At 68.8% G+C, this 20,195-nt stretch carries 20 protein-coding genes; 11 read left to right on the top strand and 9 right to left on the bottom strand.

The features are described 5' to 3' along the window. Both B7K26_RS01280 and B7K26_RS01285 read left to right on the top strand, forming a co-directional pair. Complete coding sequence (locus B7K26_RS01280; RefSeq protein ID WP_084076880.1) at positions 1-522, top strand: nucleotidyltransferase family protein; 522 nt, start codon at positions 1-3, stop codon at positions 520-522. Continuing rightward, complete coding sequence (locus tag B7K26_RS01285; protein WP_084076881.1) at positions 519-854, top strand: DUF86 domain-containing protein; 336 nt, start codon at positions 519-521, stop codon at positions 852-854. Before B7K26_RS01280 ends, B7K26_RS01285 begins: the two co-directional genes overlap by 4 nt. Here B7K26_RS01285 and B7K26_RS01290 read toward each other — a convergent pair. Both B7K26_RS01290 and B7K26_RS01295 read right to left on the bottom strand, forming a co-directional pair. Then, positions 843-3,026 carry a beta-galactosidase gene (locus tag B7K26_RS01290; RefSeq protein WP_084076882.1) on the bottom strand — a complete coding sequence of 728 codons (2,184 nt, stop codon included), beginning with the start codon at positions 3,024-3,026 and terminating at the stop codon, positions 843-845. The genes B7K26_RS01285 and B7K26_RS01290 overlap by 12 nt on opposite strands. A gap of 39 nt (positions 3,027-3,065) precedes the next feature. Beyond that, entirely contained in the window at positions 3,066-5,057 is a 1,992-nt protein-coding gene (locus B7K26_RS01295; RefSeq protein WP_159449565.1) for an ATP-dependent helicase, read from the bottom strand. A gap of 88 nt (positions 5,058-5,145) precedes the next feature. Here B7K26_RS01295 and B7K26_RS01300 point away from each other — a divergent pair, with 88 nt between their 5' ends. Both B7K26_RS01300 and B7K26_RS01305 read left to right on the top strand, forming a co-directional pair. Next, the gene (locus tag B7K26_RS01300; RefSeq protein ID WP_084076884.1) at positions 5,146-6,039 is read left to right on the top strand and encodes an SDR family oxidoreductase; all 894 of its coding nucleotides are present in this window, start codon (positions 5,146-5,148) and stop codon (positions 6,037-6,039) included. Positions 6,040-6,132: 93 nt separating this feature from the next. Continuing rightward, complete coding sequence (locus tag B7K26_RS01305; protein ID WP_084076885.1) at positions 6,133-7,110, top strand: zinc-binding dehydrogenase; 978 nt, start codon at positions 6,133-6,135, stop codon at positions 7,108-7,110. 98 nt (positions 7,111-7,208) lie between these two features. On the opposite strand, the gene B7K26_RS01310 is transcribed toward B7K26_RS01305, so the two are convergent. From B7K26_RS01310 to B7K26_RS01330, 5 genes are all read right to left on the bottom strand, one after another. Further along, positions 7,209-8,378, bottom strand: a complete 1,170-nt coding sequence (locus B7K26_RS01310) for a mechanosensitive ion channel family protein (RefSeq protein WP_084076886.1) — start codon at positions 8,376-8,378, stop codon at positions 7,209-7,211. A 75-nt stretch (positions 8,379-8,453) separates the two neighbouring features. After that, positions 8,454-10,067 (bottom strand): ABC transporter permease, encoded by a 1,614-nt coding sequence (locus tag B7K26_RS01315; RefSeq protein ID WP_084076887.1) that lies wholly within the window; start codon positions 10,065-10,067, stop codon positions 8,454-8,456. After that, the gene (locus tag B7K26_RS01320; protein ID WP_084076888.1) at positions 10,064-10,876 is read right to left on the bottom strand and encodes an ABC transporter ATP-binding protein; all 813 of its coding nucleotides are present in this window, start codon (positions 10,874-10,876) and stop codon (positions 10,064-10,066) included. Before B7K26_RS01320 ends, B7K26_RS01315 begins: the two co-directional genes overlap by 4 nt. Further along, positions 10,873-11,460 (bottom strand): hypothetical protein, encoded by a 588-nt coding sequence (locus tag B7K26_RS01325; RefSeq protein ID WP_084076889.1) that lies wholly within the window; start codon positions 11,458-11,460, stop codon positions 10,873-10,875. The genes B7K26_RS01320 and B7K26_RS01325 overlap by 4 nt, the downstream gene beginning before the upstream one ends. Positions 11,461-11,532: 72 nt before the next feature. Next, entirely contained in the window at positions 11,533-12,552 is a 1,020-nt protein-coding gene (locus B7K26_RS01330) for an ABC transporter substrate-binding protein (protein WP_084076890.1), read from the bottom strand. A gap of 553 nt (positions 12,553-13,105) precedes the next feature. Between B7K26_RS01330 and B7K26_RS12900 the strand changes: the two genes are divergently transcribed. Further along, entirely contained in the window at positions 13,106-13,660 is a 555-nt protein-coding gene (locus tag B7K26_RS12900) for a nucleoside 2-deoxyribosyltransferase (RefSeq protein WP_159449566.1), read from the top strand. Positions 13,661-13,702: 42 nt separating this feature from the next. Here B7K26_RS12900 and B7K26_RS01340 read toward each other — a convergent pair whose 3' ends face one another. Further along, on the bottom strand, positions 13,703-14,062 hold the full coding sequence (locus B7K26_RS01340) for a hypothetical protein (RefSeq protein ID WP_084076892.1): 360 nt from the start codon (positions 14,060-14,062) through the stop codon (positions 13,703-13,705). Between the two features lie 27 nt (positions 14,063-14,089). Continuing rightward, complete coding sequence (locus B7K26_RS01345) at positions 14,090-15,334, bottom strand: DUF2254 domain-containing protein (protein ID WP_159449567.1); 1,245 nt, start codon at positions 15,332-15,334, stop codon at positions 14,090-14,092. A gap of 134 nt (positions 15,335-15,468) precedes the next feature. Between B7K26_RS01345 and B7K26_RS01350 the strand changes: the two genes are divergently transcribed. The 6 genes from B7K26_RS01350 (at position 15,469) to B7K26_RS01375 (ending at position 20,129) form a co-directional block, all read left to right on the top strand. After that, positions 15,469-16,119 carry a DUF6318 family protein gene (locus B7K26_RS01350; RefSeq protein WP_084076894.1) on the top strand — a complete coding sequence of 217 codons (651 nt, stop codon included), beginning with the start codon at positions 15,469-15,471 and terminating at the stop codon, positions 16,117-16,119. 380 nt (positions 16,120-16,499) lie between these two features. Next, a complete protein-coding gene (locus B7K26_RS01355) occupies positions 16,500-17,153 on the top strand; it encodes a hypothetical protein (protein WP_084076895.1) in 654 nt (217 codons plus the stop codon). A 16-nt stretch (positions 17,154-17,169) separates the two neighbouring features. Beyond that, a complete protein-coding gene (locus B7K26_RS01360; RefSeq protein ID WP_084076896.1) occupies positions 17,170-17,787 on the top strand; it encodes a hypothetical protein in 618 nt (205 codons plus the stop codon). A gap of 84 nt (positions 17,788-17,871) precedes the next feature. Further along, positions 17,872-18,462: a short chain dehydrogenase gene (locus tag B7K26_RS01365; protein ID WP_084076897.1), complete on the top strand. Its 591-nt coding sequence runs from the start codon at positions 17,872-17,874 to the stop codon at positions 18,460-18,462. Between the two features lie 16 nt (positions 18,463-18,478). Continuing rightward, the gene (locus tag B7K26_RS01370; protein ID WP_234998649.1) at positions 18,479-19,855 is read left to right on the top strand and encodes an MFS transporter; all 1,377 of its coding nucleotides are present in this window, start codon (positions 18,479-18,481) and stop codon (positions 19,853-19,855) included. A gap of 40 nt (positions 19,856-19,895) precedes the next feature. Then, positions 19,896-20,129, top strand: coding sequence for a TM2 domain-containing protein (locus B7K26_RS01375; protein WP_084077516.1), 234 nt, complete (start codon positions 19,896-19,898; stop codon positions 20,127-20,129). Positions 20,130-20,195 lie beyond the last annotated feature (66 nt).

The raw sequence follows: 20,195 nt of genomic DNA on the forward strand, positions 1-20,195 counted from the left end.
ATGCTTACCGAGCCTCCCGGTGGCGCTAATAGCACTTGCTATATTTTCGAGGTGAGCGAGCCCTTGGAAAATATCGCGCGTCGCGTCGACGCGACGATCGCCGACGCCCGCGGCGAGCTTGTCGCAGCCATCCGAGCCGCTTCACGCGCCGGCATGACTCAGACGGAGATCGCTCGGCGCATCGGCCGCAGCCAACCCGAGGTCAACCGCCTTCTCCGACTCCACGGCACCTCGCCACTGTCCCGCGCAGCGCGAGCCCACGCGGCGGAAATCAAGGCACAACTCGCCGAAATAGGTGGCCGCGACGTGCGCGTCTTCGGCTCCACGGCCCGGGGCGAGGACGGCGCCGAATCGGACATCGACATACTGTTCAGGCCCACCGAGACGCTGAGCCTCATGCGCCTCTCCGCCGTCGAGCGGGCCCTCTCCGAGCTCATCGGCGCCAAAGTTGATCTGGTGCCCGACGATTCGTTGCGGGAGGACCTTCGCGAGCGCGTCCTGGACGAGGCGGTACCGCTATGAGCCGTAGCGCGACCGAGCGCTTGGGCGATGCGCTCATCCTTATCGATACGGCCATCGAATACGCAGCTCGATCCGCTCTCGACGACGTCACCGTCGACGCGATCTCCCTGCGCATCGCATCCGGCATCGAGTGCCTGCAGAAGCTTCCGGACGCAGTGAGAGACGCGATGTTCGGTGATGCATGGCCGGACGTGTGGGGCATGCGGAACCGCATCGCGCATACCTCTTCGACAGTCCAGCCCGATGTGGTCATGGCGACCGTCACACACGACCTGCCCGGCATCCGCTCACGTATCGCGGACGAGCTCGCGGAGCGCGAATCAGCCCGCTGACACCACCACTCGCACGTCCCAGTCACCCAGCTCGATCACACCGCCGGCTGCAATGGCCTCGCCCGACACAGCATCAACGACGTCGAACGGCGCAGCGACGGAAGCACTCCCCCACCCCCAGTGGTGCAGGAACCAGGCGCGTCGACCATCGGCCAGCGACGACGACGTCACGCGCACGCTCTCCGGCACACCCTCCCAGGCTCCGGCCACCGGCGAACCCGCGGCCCACCCCATGAGCGACGCGGCGGTCGCCTGGTCGGGCACTGTGCCGGCCACAGTGATGCGCCCCTCGCCCACGGGCATAGTCGTGATCGCCGCGTAGCCTGCCAGGTGCGGGTGGTCGTAGCGGGCGAGCACCTCGGCTCCCTCGGGGCGCAGGTACTCGGCCCAGTGCGTGGCGGCGCCACCAGCACCACCAGCACCGCCAGCAAGCGGACCACCATCGGCCACCAGACCCACGGGCGAAGCCAAGGACTGAAACTCCTGGTAGCTCACGCCCGCCAGGGTCGCGAGCCGCGCGGGCTTCACGTCCAGCCGCGCCCGCGCCTCCTCGTCCCCGTACGCCGAGCGCGGCCCCAACAGCAGGTGCCCACCCGCCCGGGCGTAGTCACCCAGCCAGTCGAGCATCGCATCGGACGCCGTGAAGTCCGCGGCCACGACGAGCACCGGCCGCGCGGCGGCAAACTCCGACGCCGACCCGAACACAGCATCGGCCCCCACCACCTGCTCGGGCCGCACCAGGTTCACCTGCAGCCCGGCATCGAACGCCGCCCGATAGAACGGCAGCGCCAGCTGGCGGTACGCGTCCGGGTTCACCCCCATGCGCGCATCCCCCAGCGGCTGCCCGAGCGTGAACGCCGATAGCGCCCACTTCGCATCGGACGAGTACAAGAAGGCGACGTCGGCATCGGGCGTCGCGCCCGCGAACAGCCCACCGACCGCCGAGAAGTCCGCCCCAATCTGTGCCACCTCGGCGTGAATCCGCCCAGGCTCACGGTCGTGCGGGACGACGCCGATCCAGTAGGTCTCGGCGCCGTAATGGAGCGTGTGCCAGTGCCAATACTCGATCGCCTGCGCGCCGCGCGAGACGAGTGCCCATGCCACCTGGCGCAGCTGCCCGTCGTATGGCGGCAGGTTGTAGGCGGACTGGCCGATGCCGCCCGCCGTCGTCTCCGTCACCCAGAACCCGGCCTGCTTCGAGCTGTACGCAAGGTCGGCAAGTTCGTACAGGCCCCACGTGCCGTTGGCGATCCAGTCGGGGGTGAGCTCGGCATCGGACGGATGCGCGAGCCCATCCTGGACCGTGTAATAGACGTTGCAGCTCGCCACGTCGAGCGCACGGCTGAGCGACGCGTCCTCAACACCCGCCTGCTCGTAGGCGATGCAGGTGGTCACGAAAGGCGTGCGGCCGGCCGATGCCGGGATCGCCTCGGCGACGATCTCCCGCACCAGGTCGGCTTGCCACGCGATGTAGTCGTCCACGAGGGACGCCTGGAAGCGGCGCCAGGCGAGGTGATACTGCGGCTGGAAGTTGCTGTCGGGGCGCCACAGGTCGTCCCAGGACGTGAGCCGGTGCGACCAATAGACGAGACCCCACTCCTCGTTGAGCGTCTGGACGTCGCCGTAGCGGTGCTGCAGCCACTCCTTGAACGCGGCGAAGATTCCCTCGTTGAACAGGAGGCGCAGCCCCGGCTCGTTGTCGACCTGGTAGCCGACGATGCTCGGGTGGCCCGCGTAGCGTCCGACCACCTGGCGGATCACGCGCTCGGCATGCTCGCGGAAGGCAGGGTGGGTGAAGTCCATCTCCTGGCGAGCGCCCCAGCCGATGGGCTGCCCGGTGGCGCCGTCGCCGTTGATCTCGGGGTGCTTCTTCGCGAGCCACATGGGCAGCGCGTAGGTGGGAGTGCCGAGGATGACGTCGATGCCGTTCTCGTGCGCCGCGTCGAGCACGGGCTCGAGCCAGTCGAGTTCAAACTCGCCGTCGCGCGGCTCCCACGTGGACCACACAGACTCGCCTACGCGAATGAGGGTGAGGCCAGCCTCGCGCATCTGCCGCATGTCGGTGGCGAGCCGCTCGGGGCTCGGCTGCTCGCCGACGGCCGGGTACTCGTAGTAGTAGGCGGCACCGAGGTGCAGGCGGGACGACGATGTCTGATGCTGCGGCTGCGTCATGCCAAGAATTCTGCCAGGCGGTCGGGATTTGCGGAATCCCTACTCCAACTCGCCCAACTCCACGCCAAGGTCAATCTCTCCCGGTGCGCTCATCCCGCTCGGCAGCGTGGGCCGCTCGGCGCGGCCCTGGACGTGCACGATCTCCTCGGCGAGCCGCTCCGGCACCGCCGCCAGGAAGTACGCGTCCTCGGCCGTCAGCCCGCCGACTCCCCCGACCCACGCGCGCATCGGCGTGTGGACCACGGAACGGGTCACCATGAGCCGGTCGCGGGCGCGCGTGAGCGCCACGTAGAGCACGCGACGCTCCTCCTCCATCTCGCCCTCGTCGCCCAGCGAGCGCGGCGACGGATAGGTCCCCGCCGACGCCCCCGCCACGAACGCCCAGTCCCGCTCCAACCCCTTCGCCGAGTGCACCGTGGAGACAATCACGTGGTCGCTCTCCCCCTGCTCAGGCGTCAGCTCGGACGCGAACACGGGCGACAGGATGTACTCCTCGATGAACTCCAGGATGCTCCGCCGCGTCGCCGCGAGCCGCTCCACGTGCGCGAGGTCGCGAGCGCGCGCGTCCCAGTTCTCGTTGCGGTACTTGTGCGCCAGGATCGGCTGCAGCATCGCCGCCGCGCGCCCGACCGCGTCGCCCACGCGCTGCGCGGCCTCCTCGATCGCGTCGAGCCCGTCGCGCAGCCAGCCCGGCATACCCTTGAGGGCCGATGCCCGCGCCTCCTTCGCACTCGCCCCACCATCACGGGCGGTGAGGAACGCGTCGAAGGCCCGGGCTGCCGTGACGTCGCCCACGCGCGGCACCAGGGTGAGAAGGCGAAGCCACGCCACCTCGTCGTCCGGGTTCGCGACCACGCGCAGCGCTGCGAGCACGTCGCGCACGTGCGCCGACTCCAGCAGCTTCACTCCACCGAAGAACACGTAAGGGATGTCGTTCTCGACAAGCCGCGCCTCGATGGCACGCCCCGAGTAGTTCGACCGCACCAGGATGAGGTGCGTGGACCACGGCAGCTCGTCCGCGCGGGCACGGACCATCTCGGAGACGATCCACCCCGCCTCGTCGGCAGGCGTCTCGAAGGAATGCAGCTCCGGCTTCAGCCCCCGCCCCCGCACGGCGCGCAGCCGCTTCTGGTAGTCGAGCGGCGACACGGCGAGCAGCCAGTTCGCGAGGTCGAGGATCTCCTGCGTGGACCGGTAGTTGTCCTCGAGCCGTAGCACGCTCGCACCCGGCACGCGGTCGCCAAAACTGTGGATCGACTCGAAGTCGGCCCCGCGAAAGCCGTAGATCGACTGCGCGTCGTCGCCCACACAGTAGAAGCGCGTGTGCGACACCAGGGGGTCGATGATCTGCCACTGCAGCGGATTCGTATCCTGCATCTCGTCGATCAGGACCTCGTCGTAGTGGCTGCCCACCCAGGCGGCCACAGCATCGTCCCTCAGCCGCGCGGCGAAGACGCGCAGGATGTCGTCGTAGGTGAGATACCGGCGCTCCTTCTTGCGTTCCTCGAACGCGCGCACTGCCGCGCCGACGGCCTTGGCGTCGATGGCATCGTCCGGAAACTTGGCGCGGATCGCCTCGGCGAGCGTGCGGCGCGTGTTGAGCGCGAACGACAACACGTCGAGGATCTGCGCGGCCTTGAGCCCCTCGACCCGCTTGCCCCGCCCGAGCACTCCGCGCATCACCTGGGTGGTGTCGTCCTGGTCCAGCACGCTCCAGCCGTCGTAGCCGAACACGTCGGGACTAGTGCGCACCTCCCGCATCGCCCACGCGTGGAAGGTCATGGCGGCGACCTCGCCGGCGCGCTGGGACGAGTCCACCTGCACCCGCGAGCGGATCTCCGCGGCCGCGCGGCGCGTGAATGTGAGGGCGAGGATCCGCTCGGGCGGAGTCCCGTTCCTGATGAGGTGACGGATGCGCGCAACGATGGTGGTCGTCTTGCCCGTGCCCGCCCCCGCGAGGATCAGGTTATGGCTCGCTCCTGCCTGGACGGCGGCCGCCTGGGCAGCATTCAACCCGTCCGTCTCGCTCATGCGCACCACTCTAGGCGCGCGCCCTGACACGGCCGCGCGGGCGGCTGTCACTAGCATCGGACCTGTCACGTCTCAGCGAGGAGATCCCATGGCAAAGGCGCCATCTGCATCCCACGCCCGCAAGGGCTGGTCCGGCCACGACCGCGTCGTCGTCATCACGGGAGGCGGCGGGGGCATCGGCTCCGCGTTCGCCCACCTTGTCGCCGCGCGCGGCGCCACCGTGGTGCTGGTGGATCTTCGACCGGAGGCGGCCGATGCCGTGGCCGCCTCCCTTCCCGGCTCCGGTCACAGCGTGCTCACCGGCGACCTCACGTCGCGCGGCAACGTCGAGGGGGTGCTGGAGGCGATCGCCGCCGAGCACGGGCGCATCGACGTGCTCGTGAACTGCATGGGGATGACGAGCGCCGAGCGGTTCGACGAGCGCGACCCCGACTCCATCGACCACGAGCTGCGGGTCAACCTCAACGCACCCCTGATGCTCACCAACCTCGCGATTCCGCTCCTCAAGGCCGCGCCGGACCCGCGCATCATCACCGTGGTGTCGCTTGGCGCGATCTTTCCGCTGGGCGAGACGCCCATCTATACGGCGTCCAAGTACGGCCTGCGCGGGGCGATGCTGTCGATCGCGCTCGACCTCGCCCCCAAGGGCATCACGGTGTCCTCGGTCATGCCGTCCGCGACCGACACCCGCATGCTGCGCCAGGAGGCGATTGACGGCGGCAACGCCTTCCAGTTTCAGGACCCGCCGCAGTCACCCCAGACGGTCGCGCGCTGCATGGCCTGCCTGCTCGACAAGCCGCGCCTCGAGGCCTATCCCAAGCCCAGCGAGTCGTGGCTGGTGCGGGCGGCCCTGCTCGCACCCAACCTGCTTCCCCGCGTGATGCCGATGTTCCGCGGCAAGGGCGAGCGCGGGCAGGCGAAGTACCTCAGGGAGCTACGCGACCGCGGCCTGATCGACGAGCAAGGCGAGCTGGTCGAGTAGCCGGCCCCGGCATCGGCCGCCTCCGATGCCCAGGAATGCCGAGCCCCCGCGAATGGTTGACGCCTCACGCAACCCGTCAGAAAGGCTTCACCCATGCACGCCCTCGTTCAGCAGCAGTTCGGCGATCCCGCCACCGTCCTCCAGTACGAGGAGGTCGACACCCCCGAGCCCGGTCCCGGCCAGGCGCGCGTCCGCCTGCTGCTGTCCCCCATCCACAATCACGACCTCTGGACCGTCAGCGGCAACTACGGCTTCAAGCCCGAGATGCCCGCGCTGGCCGGCACCGAGGCAGTCGGCGTCGTGGACGCCGTGGGTGAGGACGTCGACAACCTGAAGGTGGGCCAGCGCGTCGCGAGCGCCGGCGCCTTCGGCGTGTGGGCCGAGTACTTCCTGGCCGACGCCAAGGCCCTCATCCCCGTCGCCGACGAGATCCCCGATGAGGTCGCCTCGCAGCTGGTCTCCATGCCGTTCTCGGCCATCAGCCTGCTCGACTCGCTCGACCTGAACGAGGGCGACTGGCTCATCCAGAACGCCGCCAACGGCGCCGTCGGCCGCCTCGTCGCGCAGCTCGCCAAGGGCCGCGGCATCAACGTCGTGGGCCTGGTGCGCCGCGCCGAGGGCGTGACGGAGCTGGCCAACCAGGGCATCGGCCGCGTGGTCGCCACCGACTCCGAGGGCTGGCAGGATAAGGTCGCCGAGATCACCGGCGGCGCCCCCATCCGCGTGGGCGTCGAGCAGGTGGGCGGTCAGGCGGCCGGCGACATGCTCGACCTCCTAGGCGAGAACGGCGAGCTCGTCATCTTCGGCGCCATGGCCTCCCCCGAGCTCAACCTGCGCTCCGGCCAGGTCATCTTCAAGCAGGCGACGGTGCGCGGCTTCTGGGGATCGCGCGTGTCCGCGACGATGTCCTCCGAGGACCGCTCGCGCCTCATGGGCGAACTCTTCGCTCGCTTGGGCGACGGCGCGATCACCCTGCCGGTCGAGGCCACCTTCGGCCTCGCCCAGGTGGCCGATGCGGTGGCCGCCCACTTCACGCCCGGACGCGTGGGCAAGGTGCTGCTGAAGCCGTAACCCGACCGTGCCGAGGCCCGCGCCCGGCTGCCCCGAGATGGTGGGGGCAGGCGAGCGCGGGCCTTCGTGCGTCTCAGTTCGTGCGTCTCAGTGGACGCTCAGGGCGCCTCGTCGTCGGCCATCTCCACCCGCGGAATCGCATGGGTGAACTGGCTCGCGCGCTCCTCCGCCTCGGCGGAGCCGGAGAACAGGCCGCCCTCGCCCGCCTGCTCGGCCTTGCGCTTGCGCCCGGTCGGCGCCGCCTGCTCGGTGAGAAGAATGCGCTGGGTGGGGGCGGCATCGGGTAGCACCGACTGGATCCACAGCACCATCGCCTCGCGCACGTAGCAGCGCAGGTCGAAGAGCGTGGGGGCATCGGCCGCGGTGACGAGGATGCGCACGCGCACGTAGCCGCCCGTGGCCTCGGTGACCTGGAGGACGTTGGCGCGGCCGTCGTAGAGCGGGGTGTCCTCGAGGATCTTCTCGAGGTGTTCGCGCATCCTCTGCGGGGAGACGCGCCAGTCCAGGTCGAGCTCGACCGAGCCGAGCAGCTCCGAGCCGTGGCGGGTCCAGTTTTGGTACGGCGTGGTGGTGAAGTACGTGCACGGCAGCACCAGGCGGCGGTCGTCCCACAGGTCGAGCACCACGTAGCTCAGCGTGATCTCGCCGACCTTTCCCCACTCGCCCTCGGCCACAATCACGTCGTCGACGCGCAGCGCATCGGAGAACACCAGCTGGATGCCGGCGAACATGTTGGCGAGCACCGACTGTGCGGCGAGACCGGCGACGATGGACGCGATACCGGCCGATGCCAGCACGCTCGCGCCGATGGCGCGCACCGAGTCGAAGGTCAACAGCGCCGCACCCACCGCCACGACGACGATGAGCGCGATGGCGAGGCGGCGCATGATGAGCGTCTGCGTGTGGAGCTTGCGGGCCAGGCGGTTGTCCCGCATGTCGATGGGGTTGCGGGCGAGCGCCTGAGCGGTGCCGAACTGCACGAAGGCGATGAGCAGCCACGCGAGCGCGCCGATGGCCGCGATCGACAGCACCCGCGAGACCGCGGGCGTCCACGTGCCCTCCGGGGCCGCGGCGTGCAGCCCCGCCCACGCACCGAGCACCACGATCAGCAGCCAGAACGGGTTGCGGGCCTTGGTCATGAGGTCCGCCGCCCAGGCCTTGCGGCACGCGATGAGGCGCACCGTCACCTCTACGGCGCCCGCGACGGCCACCGCGAAGAGGACCGCGATGGCGGCCGTGATGCCGTGATCCAGCCAGGAATCGAGCATGGTTCTCCCTCGGAAAGGTTCGTCGGTGAATATCGAAACGAACGCTCACCAGGGGGCGGGGTGTTCCCGTGGCCGCTAGGCGGCGCCAGTGCCGTAGCGCCGGATCACCGGCCGCTCCAGCACTCCGATCAGCGCGTAGAGCGCAACCGACACCGCCAGAATGACGGCCGTCGTCGCCCACAGGTCGTTGAACTGCGACGCCGCGAAGTTGCGCACCAACATGCTTCCCAGGCCCTCCCCAGTCGCCAGCCACTCCGCGAGGGTGGCGCCGGCGATGGCGCCAGGCACGGCGATGCGGGCCGAGGCGAACACGGCGGGAAGCGCGTAGAGCATGCGCACCTTGCGCGTCACCACGGCGTCGCCGCCTCCCATCGAACGCACCACGTCACAGGCGATCACCGGCGCCGACCTCAGCGCCGCAGCCACCGTCACGAGCGTCGGAAAGAAGGTGACGAGCGACACGATGACCGTCACTCCCAGGAGCCCACGCCCGAAGACGAGAGCAATGAGCGGGGTCATGGCGACGAGCGGGATGGAGCGCATGACGATGGCTCCGGGCATGATGAAACGCTCGGCGAGTCGGGACGTGGCGATGAGAACGGCGACGAGGCAGGCGGCCACGGTGCCAATGAAGTACCCCACTCCGGCATCGCGCAGCGTGACTCCGAGGCCAGCGGCGACGGTGGCGCGATGCTCGGCCGCAGCATCGTCGATGAAGAGGTGCGATACGACGTCGAACGGCGTCTTGGCGAAGTACGGGTCGAGGTCGAACACGACGATCAGCGCCCACCAGCCCGCCAGGACGATGGCGACGGTTCCGAGGACGCCGCCGATGCCAGCGAGCGTTCCGCGGGTGCGGCGCCCGTCACTCGTGGGCGCGGTGGGCTGTCCCACGGCCGTCGATACCTCGCGCCCCATCCATGGAGCCGCGCGGCGACCTACCCACCCGGCGAGCGCGTAGACAAGCCCCGCGAGACCCGACATCACGAGCGCCACGGCCCAGGTACGCGACACTTCGAAGGATGCCTGTGCCTGGACGAGTTGCACGCCGAGCCCTCGGCTCGCGCCGAGGTACTCACCCAGGATGGTGCCGAGGACTGCGGCGGGGGCGGCGATCTGGAGTCCTGCGAAGAGGGACGGAAGCATTGCCTGGAGGCGCGCCTTGACGAGGACAGTGCGCGAGCGACCACCCATCGACACCACCAGGTCGACCGTCGCGCCGTTGACAGAGCGAAGGCCCATGAGGCAGGCGATGAGTGTGGTGAAGAAGACGCTGAGTCCGGCAAGGATCTGTTTCGGCACATCACCGGGGAAGATCACGACGAGAATTGGCGTAATCGCCACGAGCGGCACGCAGAAGCTCATCACGGCGACCCTCATCAGGAGACGTTCCGCCCAGGGAACCTGGACGAACACCACGGCGGCAACGATGGCTGCGACGTTTCCGACCAGGTAGCCGATCGCGGCATTCGAAAGCGTCGCACCCACGTTCGTCGGAAGTACCCCGAGGTCGCCGACGACCGCCTGGAGCACCGCCCACGGAGTCGGGATCACCCGGAGATCGGCAAGCAGGGTCGCGATAACGGCCCACGCGGCGATTCCGAGCACGACGGGGAGAATCCAGCCGCCGACCTCGCGCCACCAACCGGCGACGCTTCTCCGCGCCCTGTCCTGCACCAGCGCGCTCATGCCCCCACCGCCGCCTGTTCGCCGAAGAGGCCCCGCGAGAGGTGATCACAATAGGCGTGGAACTCCGGCGTCTGCATCATCTCCGGCGTGCGGGGCCGTGGCAGGTCGATGTCGACGACCTCGACGATGCGGCCTGGCCGCGCGGCCATCAGGACCACTCGATCGGCGAGGAAGACCGCCTCGCTGATGCTGTGGGTGACCAACAGCGTCGTGGTGCGCCGCTCCGTCCAGATCCGCTGGAGCTCGAGGTTGAGCCGATGCCGGGTCACCTCGTCGAGCGCACCGAACGGCTCGTCGAGCATGAGCGCCTCGGGTTCCATGGCGAGCGCGCGGGCGAGCGACACTCGCTGGCGCATGCCTCCCGAAAGCTGCGCGGGGGTCGAGCGTTCGAATCCCGTGAGCCCCACGAGCTCCACGAGTTCGGCGATCGCCGCGCGGTCGACTGCCCGTCCCGAGACCTCGTATGCGAGCGCGATGTTCTTCACGACGCTGCGCCACGGCAGCAGTGCGGAGTCCTGGAAGGCGACGCCGATGCGGTGCTCCTGGCGCGCACGGTCGGGCTCGCCTCCGTGCAGCTCGGCGACGCCGGCGGTAGCGGTGTCGAGGCCGGCGAAGATGCGCAGGAGAGTCGACTTTCCACATCCGGACGGCCCAAGAAGCGCGGTGAACTCCCCGTCGCGCGTCTCGAGGTCAATCGCATCGAGAGCGAGGAGCTCGCCACCGCTGACGGCGAAGGACTTGGTGAGGCGGTTGGCCCGCAGGCCGGAGCGTGCTGCCCCGGCCTGCGGCTCGCCCATACGGGCGCTCATGCCTTCCAGTCGCCTGCAGCACGCAGACGATTGATCTCGTCACGCAGAGCCGTGTCGCGCCCCGGGCGCTCATTGACAAGCGCCGATCCGCCGCCGTCACCCCAGAAGTCGTCGGTCGAGCTCCCCGCCTCCTGGCCGCGCCGGGTGTGGACGTCGAGCGCGTACTCGGGAATCTCGAACGGGGGCTCGTGCGCATTCATGAGATGCATGGTCATGTTCGCCCACTCATCACTGCTGCGGTCCTTAGTCCGCTCGGACAGGAACCGGATGGCGTGCGTCGCAAACAGCCACCTGTCCCCAAAGGTGCGGTCCATGCGTTCGTGCATCTGGAACAGGCTGTTGAGCACTACCGGTTCGAGCCACGAACCGTCGGCAACGTCCTCACACGAGATGACGCTGAGGCGGGCCCACATGATGCCCTCGAGCTCGGGGCTGGTTTCGTACATCTCGCGGCCCACGAGCATCGCCAGTTGGGTGTCTCCGCGGCGGATGCTCTTCTGGAGGGTGGAAATGAGTTCGTCCGCCGCATAGCCGCGCTTGGAGACGACGTGGGTCCAGGGGTCTTCTGAATGGTGAACAGGCATGAAGGTCTCGTTTCGGGAAGCGGGGCGTGCCGCCCCGCGGGATCTGGAGAGAAAAGGGGTGTGGATCGACGCCTACGACTGCGCGATCTCGTCGAGGATGCTGGTGTCGAAGAGCGCGTCGAGGTCACCCTCGATCCCTTGCTCCTCGAGGGTCGCGATGTTCGCCGCGATGCCCTCGTCGGTCATCGCCAACAGCCCCGCTTCGTCGGTGTCCGGCGTCGCGATGAGCTCGACGAACGCGGCGGCGGCGAGTTCCTGCTGCTCGAGGTCCAGGTTCTGGCTCGCGCCCGGCCCCTCCACCATGTACTCGGCAGCACCGTCGGTGTCTGCCAGCGCCGTGGCCCAGCCGTCCTGCAGGCCCGCAACGATGCCACGCACAGCCTGACGGGTGGCGTCATCCTCGAGGGCGGCACGCGTCGTGAAGACCACGTTTCCCCACGCCTCGTACCCGTACTCGTTCAGGGTGAAGGACTCGGTCTCGACGCCCTGGAGCTGAAGGGTGACGGGCTGGTTATTGAGCAGTGACACGAAGGCGTCGCAGTCGCCCGTCACGAGCGGAGAGGGATCGAACTCGGCAGTGACGTACTCGACGTCGGCCGGGTCGATACCGTTTTGCTCGAGCACGCCATCCATGACGGAGACGCCGCTGGTCTGGATGCACAGGCGCTTGCCCACAAGGTCTCCGAGGGTCTCGACCGGGCTCTCCGCCAGGGACATGATGCTGGTCGGATTGACCTGCAGTGTCGCGCCGACAATGACGAGGTCGGCACCTTCGGCGTTCGCCCGCGCAATGACATCGGTGCTGCTCAAACCCACGAGGGCGCGGCCGCTTTGAACCAGCGGTTCCACGGTGACGCTAGGGCCGCCAGGAGTGATCGTGACATCGACACCGTGATCGGTGAAGTTGCCATCGCGATCCGCCACGTAGGGACCCATGTTCTCGACGTTGGCGATCCAGCCGAGCTGAAGCGAGCCCTCAACGGTCTGGGCCTCCGGCTCGGACGACGACTCTGAACACGCGGAAAGGGCCACGGCGGCGGCGACCAGCAGGGAGGGAGCGGCAAGCCGGCGGGTACGGGAAAGGGGGGACATGATTCTTCTCTCATGAGGGTGCAGGTCGGTGCCGAGCGCAGCGGAGCGCGCCGGGGCGACGTGCGGAAGTGTGGTGGACCGCCCTCCTCACGAGGCGGGCGGAGGGAGGCATGAGCACTGCCGGCGGTTGCACGGCGGTGACTCACTCCCCCAGGAAGGGACCACGTGGCCGATGCGGGCGCGAGTCGCGGTTGCGGTGTCGGCGCGGGCGGCGGCCGCTCAAAGAGCGAGTCAGGCGTCGGACGGAGCGCGCGAGTTCGACCGGCGCCAGGTGCCGCTGGTGCGGTCCTCAGAGCTGTCGGCGAGCATCGGTCTCTCCCCATCGTTCGGTGCGGCGGGATGCCTGTGTGACCGCCACACTACGACCCCCACAAGGCGCTCTTTGACGAGATTCGACACCTTTTACACGCGCGAAACTCGCCGTAACGCAGCCGACTCACAAAGCAGACAACCTGCTCATCGGTACGGAAATACGACAGCTCTGCTCCCTGCGCTCTGCATCGCGAGATTTCGACCTTCACTCACCGCGAAGCCGACCGACAAGGACTCAGCCATGACTATCTCTCTTTATCTCGCCGGACCCGAGGTCTTTCACCCGGACGGGCCCGCACTTGCCGAAGCCATGCGTGAAAAATGCGCCGCCTATGGCCTGCGTCCGATCTCACCGCTGGATGCCGGTGACGAGCCCCTTGACGGGAAGCCCGTCGGGAACCGCACCATGGCCGAGGTGATCTTTGCGAACAACCTCGCCATGATTGAGCGCGCCGACGCGGTGGTCGCCAACCTGACTCATTTCCGCGGACCAGACCCCGACCCCGGCACCGCGTTCGAGGTGGGCTACGGATTCGCGCAAGGCAAGCGTTGCTACGTGTATTCGCACGACGGCGCCACCGCGGTCGAGCGCGTCGAGCGGTTCTACGGCCCCGTCTCGCACCGTTCAGACGGCACCCCCGTCGACCACGACGGGCTCACCATCGAGAACTTTGGCGCGCCGTTCAACCTCATGCTGTCCTCCGCTTCCGTCGTCATCAGCGGAGACTTCGACGCCGCGCTTCGGCGCGTGGCCAGCGACCTCAAGGCAGGCATCTTCGCCAATATGAACGCCTGACGGTAACCACGCCGCGCCGTGGGGGCGGCGATCACCGCAGGATCATGGCAGGGTGTTCGCCGTCACCACTTCGCGATCGCCCAGCGGTGCGTCCAGGTTGAACGTCGCCACGCACTCCTCCTGCATCGCATTGCGGGGAATACCAGGGATCGGACCGATGCTGCGGATGTCGATCGAGACCGTCGTCGCGGTCTCCGTCACGCGCTCCCACACCACGCTGTCGCAACTGCCGGCCGGCGCGTGGCTCACGATCAGGGTGTCGCTGTCGGCGGCGAAGCTCAGCACGTAGGTCTGCTCAAGCAGTAACGCTACGAGGGCCGCGGCGAGGCCGATCCCAGCCACCACCACGGCGGTGATCCACACCCCAGCGCGTACGCCGCGCCTCGTCGTCGAGTCCCCCATGGCGCGACCTTACTCGCGCCATGCGGTTCAGGCGGGGTGACGGGCGGCGCGGGCGGCCTCCGCCACCAGGGCGGCATCCTCGGCGTCACTGAGTGCGGCCGATGTTCGCGCCTCCGCCCGCTCGGACACTCGCCTAAGGACGGCTCGGGTGTCGTCATCGGCGTCTCGCATGAGGTGACCGATGACCCGCTGCAGCCTGAGCGCGACCTCGACCATCCCGGCACCATCGCGGGCGATGGGCCGGAACGCGTCCTCCACCATGTCCGCGAATCGTGCGCGGGGAACGTGGACGTGGGGAGCGACGGGCTCCTCCTCCGACCCCTCGGCGAGCATCGCGCTCATCACGCGATCGATGGCATTGAGCACCTCGATGGCGGTGCCGGGGTCGTTGACGGCCGGGGACAGGGCACGGCTCGCAATTTCGGACAGGGCCACGTAGCCCAGTCGGGGATCCTGTTCGAAGGTCCGATGCTCCTCGACCCGAAACGCGAGACGCACCCGGGCGGCATCGTCGTCGCGCATCGGCCGGCCGCGAACCACGTAGGCGAGCGGCTCTCCCCTGCCCACCTCTGCGCCGGGAAGGCACGCGACGTGCACGGTCGCATCGTGGTCCACCGCGAAGTCTTCGAGCTGGTCGATAGCGATGCCCGTGATGACACCGGCGGCCGATGCGGTGATCGGCTCGGCGTGGCGAGGGATCTCGACGGGCGCCACGCCGCCCAGGTGAGGCTGGCGCGCGTGGTGACAGGAGGCATCGGCCGCCGCCTGTTCGACGCGGTCGATGATGTCCGGCACGCGGCCGAACGTCGTGAGGTGGGCGATCCAGCGCAGGAGGGTGATCGACACGAGAGCGATGACGAGGAGGGTGCCCAGGAACAGGATCGACCGGGCCTGGTCGGTGAACGTGTCAGTGCTGAGCGCGATGATGCCGACGATGGAGAAAACGAAGCTGCCGAGGAAGGTCGACAGCGCGTTCTGGGAGGTGGTGTCCGCGATGAGCAACTGAGTGGCGCGCGGTGTGGTGGAGGTGGCGACCGAGCCGAACGCCGTGATCATCGCCGTCAGGGAGAAGGTCGTGACGGCGAGCATGGAGGTCGCGAGGATCTGCAGGATGTTCTGCACCGCGTCCTCGCCGAGCTTGAGGTCCGCGGGGAGCGTGGGGCCGACGGCCGCTGCCGCGAGGACGAAGATGACGGCGCCGGCGGTAAAGAGCGTGGCGCGGAACCAGATCTGGCGGGTCAGTCGCCCCAGAAACGTGCGCCATCGCTGCATGGGTGCCTCCACTGCGGGGTCGTCGAGCCTTCGCGCCATTGTGCCTGGTCGTTTCGTGGGGTTCGGTGCACGCCTGTCCACAGATTCTCGCTTCACCCGACGCAGCGGCGCGGTGCTGGGTAGGGTCGCAAGGCATGGGGGCTAGCGAAGCGAAGCTGACGCGGCGGGCGATCGCGTGGGCATGCGCGCTCGGTGCGGCGGCAGTGCTCGCGGGGTGCACCGACGACCCCGAGCCCATCGTGACCACGACTCCGACAAGTTCGTCTTCGGTGGCGGCGGTGGACCCGACCGCGTCCGCATCGCCGTCTGCCAGCGCCACCCCGTCCGCAAGCGCGACAGCGCTCAGCGAGGACGAGGTGCTCGCGATGATTCCCGAGGAGGCACAGGACGAAACCCTGGCAAGCGCCATTCACTTCGCGGAGTTCATCATTGTCGAATCGCAAGCCATGATGTCTGACCTCGACACCGCCCTTTTCCGCGCCGTTAGCGCCACGGACTGCGAATTCTGCTCGTCACGTCTAGAGACCAGTGCCGACTTCGAGTCCAAGGGACAGCGTGTCGTCGGCCCGCCCATCACCATGGATATCGCCGAAGCTAGCGGCGGCTTGCAAAGCGACGGCACTTGGCTCGTGGAAGGTCCTATCCACGTACCCGGCGTTGAGGTCGTCGACGGCGAGGGCAAGGAAATCGAAACGGTTGCAGCGGCAGATTACGAAGCTCGAGTCCTGCTTCGACACAACGAAGACGCCTGGATACTGCTCGAGGTCGCGGCTGAGGAAACCTGATGGCTCCTCTAACCGTCACGGTGGTTCACGCAATCGCGCTACTGCTTCCGCTGGCGTTCGCTCATAACGCCCCTGCCGAAGGCGACCGGTGCGAAACGTCGTCGCCCAGCGGGGATTGGGGCGCAGCTACGTGCGGGACCTCTATCGACGCAGTTGGAGGCACCGTAGGCTCGTCCGAGGCTGCCAGCGACAGCGAAGCGGCAACGAGCAGCGACCGCTACATGCGACACCCGTTGTGCGAAGAGTGGTTTGAGGATGCGGGCGCACTTCTGTGGTTCGATTTCGCATTCCAAGGGACGATTCCCGCGTGCGGCGGCACAGCACGGGAGATGCCGGCAGACTTCTGCCCAGCGGGCGAGGTCGTACTGGAACCGCTTTGGGTGAGCCGGGAACAGACCGACGGCACCTTCGGGCCATGGCAGATCGCGTCGGACTACTCCTGCACCACCGACCCCCTCTACGACGCAGCCATCGCGGCCTGGCGCTCGATGGAGATCACCCCCACCTCCTACGACCTCCAGCCCAACACGGGCTACGCGGTGACCACCCTCGGCATCGTGCCGGTCGCCGACGGATCCCCGCAGACCCGCACGGTGACCCTGCTGGGCACCGACGTCCAACTGCGCGCCACGCCCGCCGACTTCACCTGGTCCACCGACGACGGCGAGGCATGGACCACGACCGACCCCGGCGCGACCTACGCCAACGGCGGCGAGCCGCACACCTTCGACCCCGGCGAGCGCCGCATTCACCTCACGCTTGCCACCACGTGGACGGGCGAGTTCTCGCTCAACGGCGGCACCACCTGGATCGACGCGCCCGGTACGGCGACCACGACATCGGCCACCACCAGCGTCCACCTGTACAACCCGCGCTCGCGCCTGGTGGACTGCGACCTCAGCGGCCACTGCGACTCGGGCAACGCCGCCACGGCCGCGCCCTCACCCAGCCTCCTCGACCCCGACGCCGACGGCACCGACAACTACACAGTCCCGGACGACCAGATCGACGCCTACCTTGCCGCGCGAGGATGAGCGCAACAATGAACGCATGAACGACCTCTGGACCGCCGCCGTCGCCGCCACGACCGCACCCGAGCCGGCCCCCGCACCGGCCGAGCACCCTGGCTGGGTCAGCGAGCCGGAGACGAGCGACGACACCCTGCGCGAGGCCACCGGCCGCGGCTGGGACGAGTGGGTCGCGATCATCGACGCGGGCCCTGCGCGCGGTCTCGGCCACACCCAGATCGCGGACTGGGTCAAGGCCGAGACCGACATCGTCAGCTGGTGGTGGGCGCAAAACGTGACCGTCGGCTACGAGCGCATCACCGGCCTGCGCCTGCCCGGACAGATGAAGGACGGCACCTTCACCGTCTCGCGCTCGCGGAGCCTTCAGTCGGCCGATGCGTCCCTCACCTACGAGGACCAGGCTCTCCTCGAGGCCTCGCTCCCCCAGGCTCGCATCACCCGGACGTCCAAGGCCGGCGTCAAGACGCCGCGGTTCACGCTGGCCGATGCCGCGAGCGCCGCGCCGCTCGGCCAGGTCACGTTCACGGTGGACCCCACCACGAAGGGCCAACGCCTCACCGTCACCCACGAGAAGCTCCCCGGGCTCGGTGCTTGCGAGCCGTGGAAGGCTTTCTGGAGCGCCTGGCTCGCCGCGCGCTGAGCACCCACAGAGCCCACTGGGAGACGGCGAAGTCCCGAAACGCGCCGTGAGGTCCCACCAGGGCGCATGTGACACCCTGGGCGCATGAGGATCCTGATCATCGGCAACGGACACGTCGGAGGCGCCGCCCGCGCCGCGCTCGAGGCGGACCACGAGGTCATCGTGGCGAGCCGCTCCACGTCCCCCGCGGTGGACATCACCGACCCCCCGTCGATCGCCGCCCTCTTCGAGCAGGTCGGGACGGTCGACGCCGTCATCACCACCGCCGGCAAGGTCCCCTTTAGGCCGCTGGCCGACCTCACGCACGAGGACTTCGCCGCGGGCATCGCCGGCAAGGTGCTGTCGCAGATCGACGTGGTGCGCATCGGCCTGCCGTACGTCACCGACGGCGGATCGTTCACCGTGACGAGCGGCGTCCTGTCGCGCGAGCCCATCCGCACCGGCGCGGCCGCCTCCATGGCCAACGGCGCGCTCGAGACCTACGTCATGGCCGCCGCACCCGAGATGCCCCGCGGCATCCGCCTCAACGCCGTGAGCCCCTCGGTCCTCGAGTCGTCGCCGCAGCACCACCGCGCGTTCGCCGGCTTCCCGCCGGTGAGCGACGAGGCAGTGGGCCACGCCTACCGCCGCGCCGTCGAGGGTGTTCAGACGGGACGCACCCACATCGTCGACTGAGTCGTAGCCTGAGCGCGTGAGCACCATCGCGCCCAGCACCCCCGAGCAGCGCACCGTCCTGTGGATCGCGATACTCGCGAGCTTCGTCAGCTTCCTCGACGGGACGGTCGTGAACGTCGCGCTGCCCGCGATCGTCGAGGAGCTCGGCGGCGGCATCACCACGCAGCAGTGGACGGTCGACGCCTACCTCATCACCCTCGGCGCGCTCATGCTCGTGGCGGGCTCGGTCTCCGACACGTACGGGAGGCTGCGCGTCATCCGCTGGGGGCTGATCGGCTTCGGCCTCACCTCGGTCGCGATCGCCGTGGCGCCCACGGCGGGCGTCCTGATCGTCGCCCGCCTCCTCCAGGGCGTCGCCGGCGCTCTGCTCGTGCCCAGTTCGCTCGCCCTCATCACGTCAAACTTCCGCGGCCCGGCGCAGGGGCGCGCCATCGGCACCTGGACCGCGGCGACGAGTGGCGCGATGGTCGCGGGACCCGTCATCGGCGGCCTCTTCATCGACCTGTGGTCGTGGCGCCTGGTGTTCCTCATCAACGTCATCCCCATCGCCCTCACGCTCTACCTGCTCACTCGCCTCACGCAGCGCGACGTCCGGCTGCCCGATGCCCACATCGACGCCATCTCCGCCGCCCTGTGCGCGGCGGGCCTCGGCGGCATGGTCTACGCCCTCATCGAGGAGCCCAACGTCGGCTGGGGTCACCCCCAGGTCTGGCTCACCGGCACGCTGGGGGTCGCGGCGTTCGTCGCCTTCATCTGGCGGCAGGCGGTCGTCGAGCGGCCGATGCTCCCGCTGGGCCTTTTCCGCGCCCGCAACTTCGCGTGGGGCAACCTTTCCACCTTCACGGTCTACGGCGCGCTGTCGCTCAACGGCTTCGTCATCACTGTCTACCTGCAGGAGACCGCCGGCCTGAGCGCCACGGCCGCGGGCCTCGCGAGCCTCCCGCTCACGCTCATCATGATCGCGCTGAGCTCGAAGGTGGGCTCCCTCGCCGGCCGGCTGGGACCGCGCCTGTTCATGACAGCCGGGCCCCTCGTGATGGCAGCGGGCTCCCTGATGATGCTCGCCGTGTCCGACGACTTCTCGTACTGGACCCAGCTGCTCCCCGGCATCATCGTGTTCGGCCTGGGCCTCACCGTCACCGTGTCGCCGCTCACAAGCGCCATCCTCGGCGCCATCGAGACCGAGCGCTCCGGCATCGCGAGCGCCACCAACAACGCGATCAGCCGCGTCGCCGGCCTCGTCACGATCGCCCTCGTCGGGGCCATAGTCGGCGGCGCGCTCGACCTCGCAGGCTTCCACCGGGCGATGGGCGCCACCGCCGCGCTGATGGCCGGTGGCGGCGTCATCGCCTGGCTCGGCATCCGCAACCCGGCCCCGCCCACGGAGGACTAACCGCTCACGGCGACCGCGGCATCGGGCATACGCTGTGACCATGACCAACGGACCGGTGTACGTCTACACGCCCAAGTCGCTGCTCGTCGCCTACGTGCTGTGGTTCTTCCTCGGCGTCTTCGGCATCCACCACTTCTACCTGGGCAAGATCGGACGCGGGCTGCTGTACCTGTTCACTGCGGGAATCTTCGGCATCGGCCTCCTGGTCGACCTGTTCACCCTTCCCTCGCAGACGCGCACCGTGAACGCGCAGCGCGCCGTCGGCATCCGTTGAGAGTGAGAGACTGACACCCATGTGCTCCCCCATCGCGTGCTCCTCCTGCGGCAAGACCACCTGGAC

The organism is Demequina sp. NBRC 110057, assembly GCF_002090175.1.
Lineage (GTDB): Bacteria > Actinomycetota > Actinomycetes > Actinomycetales > Demequinaceae > Demequina.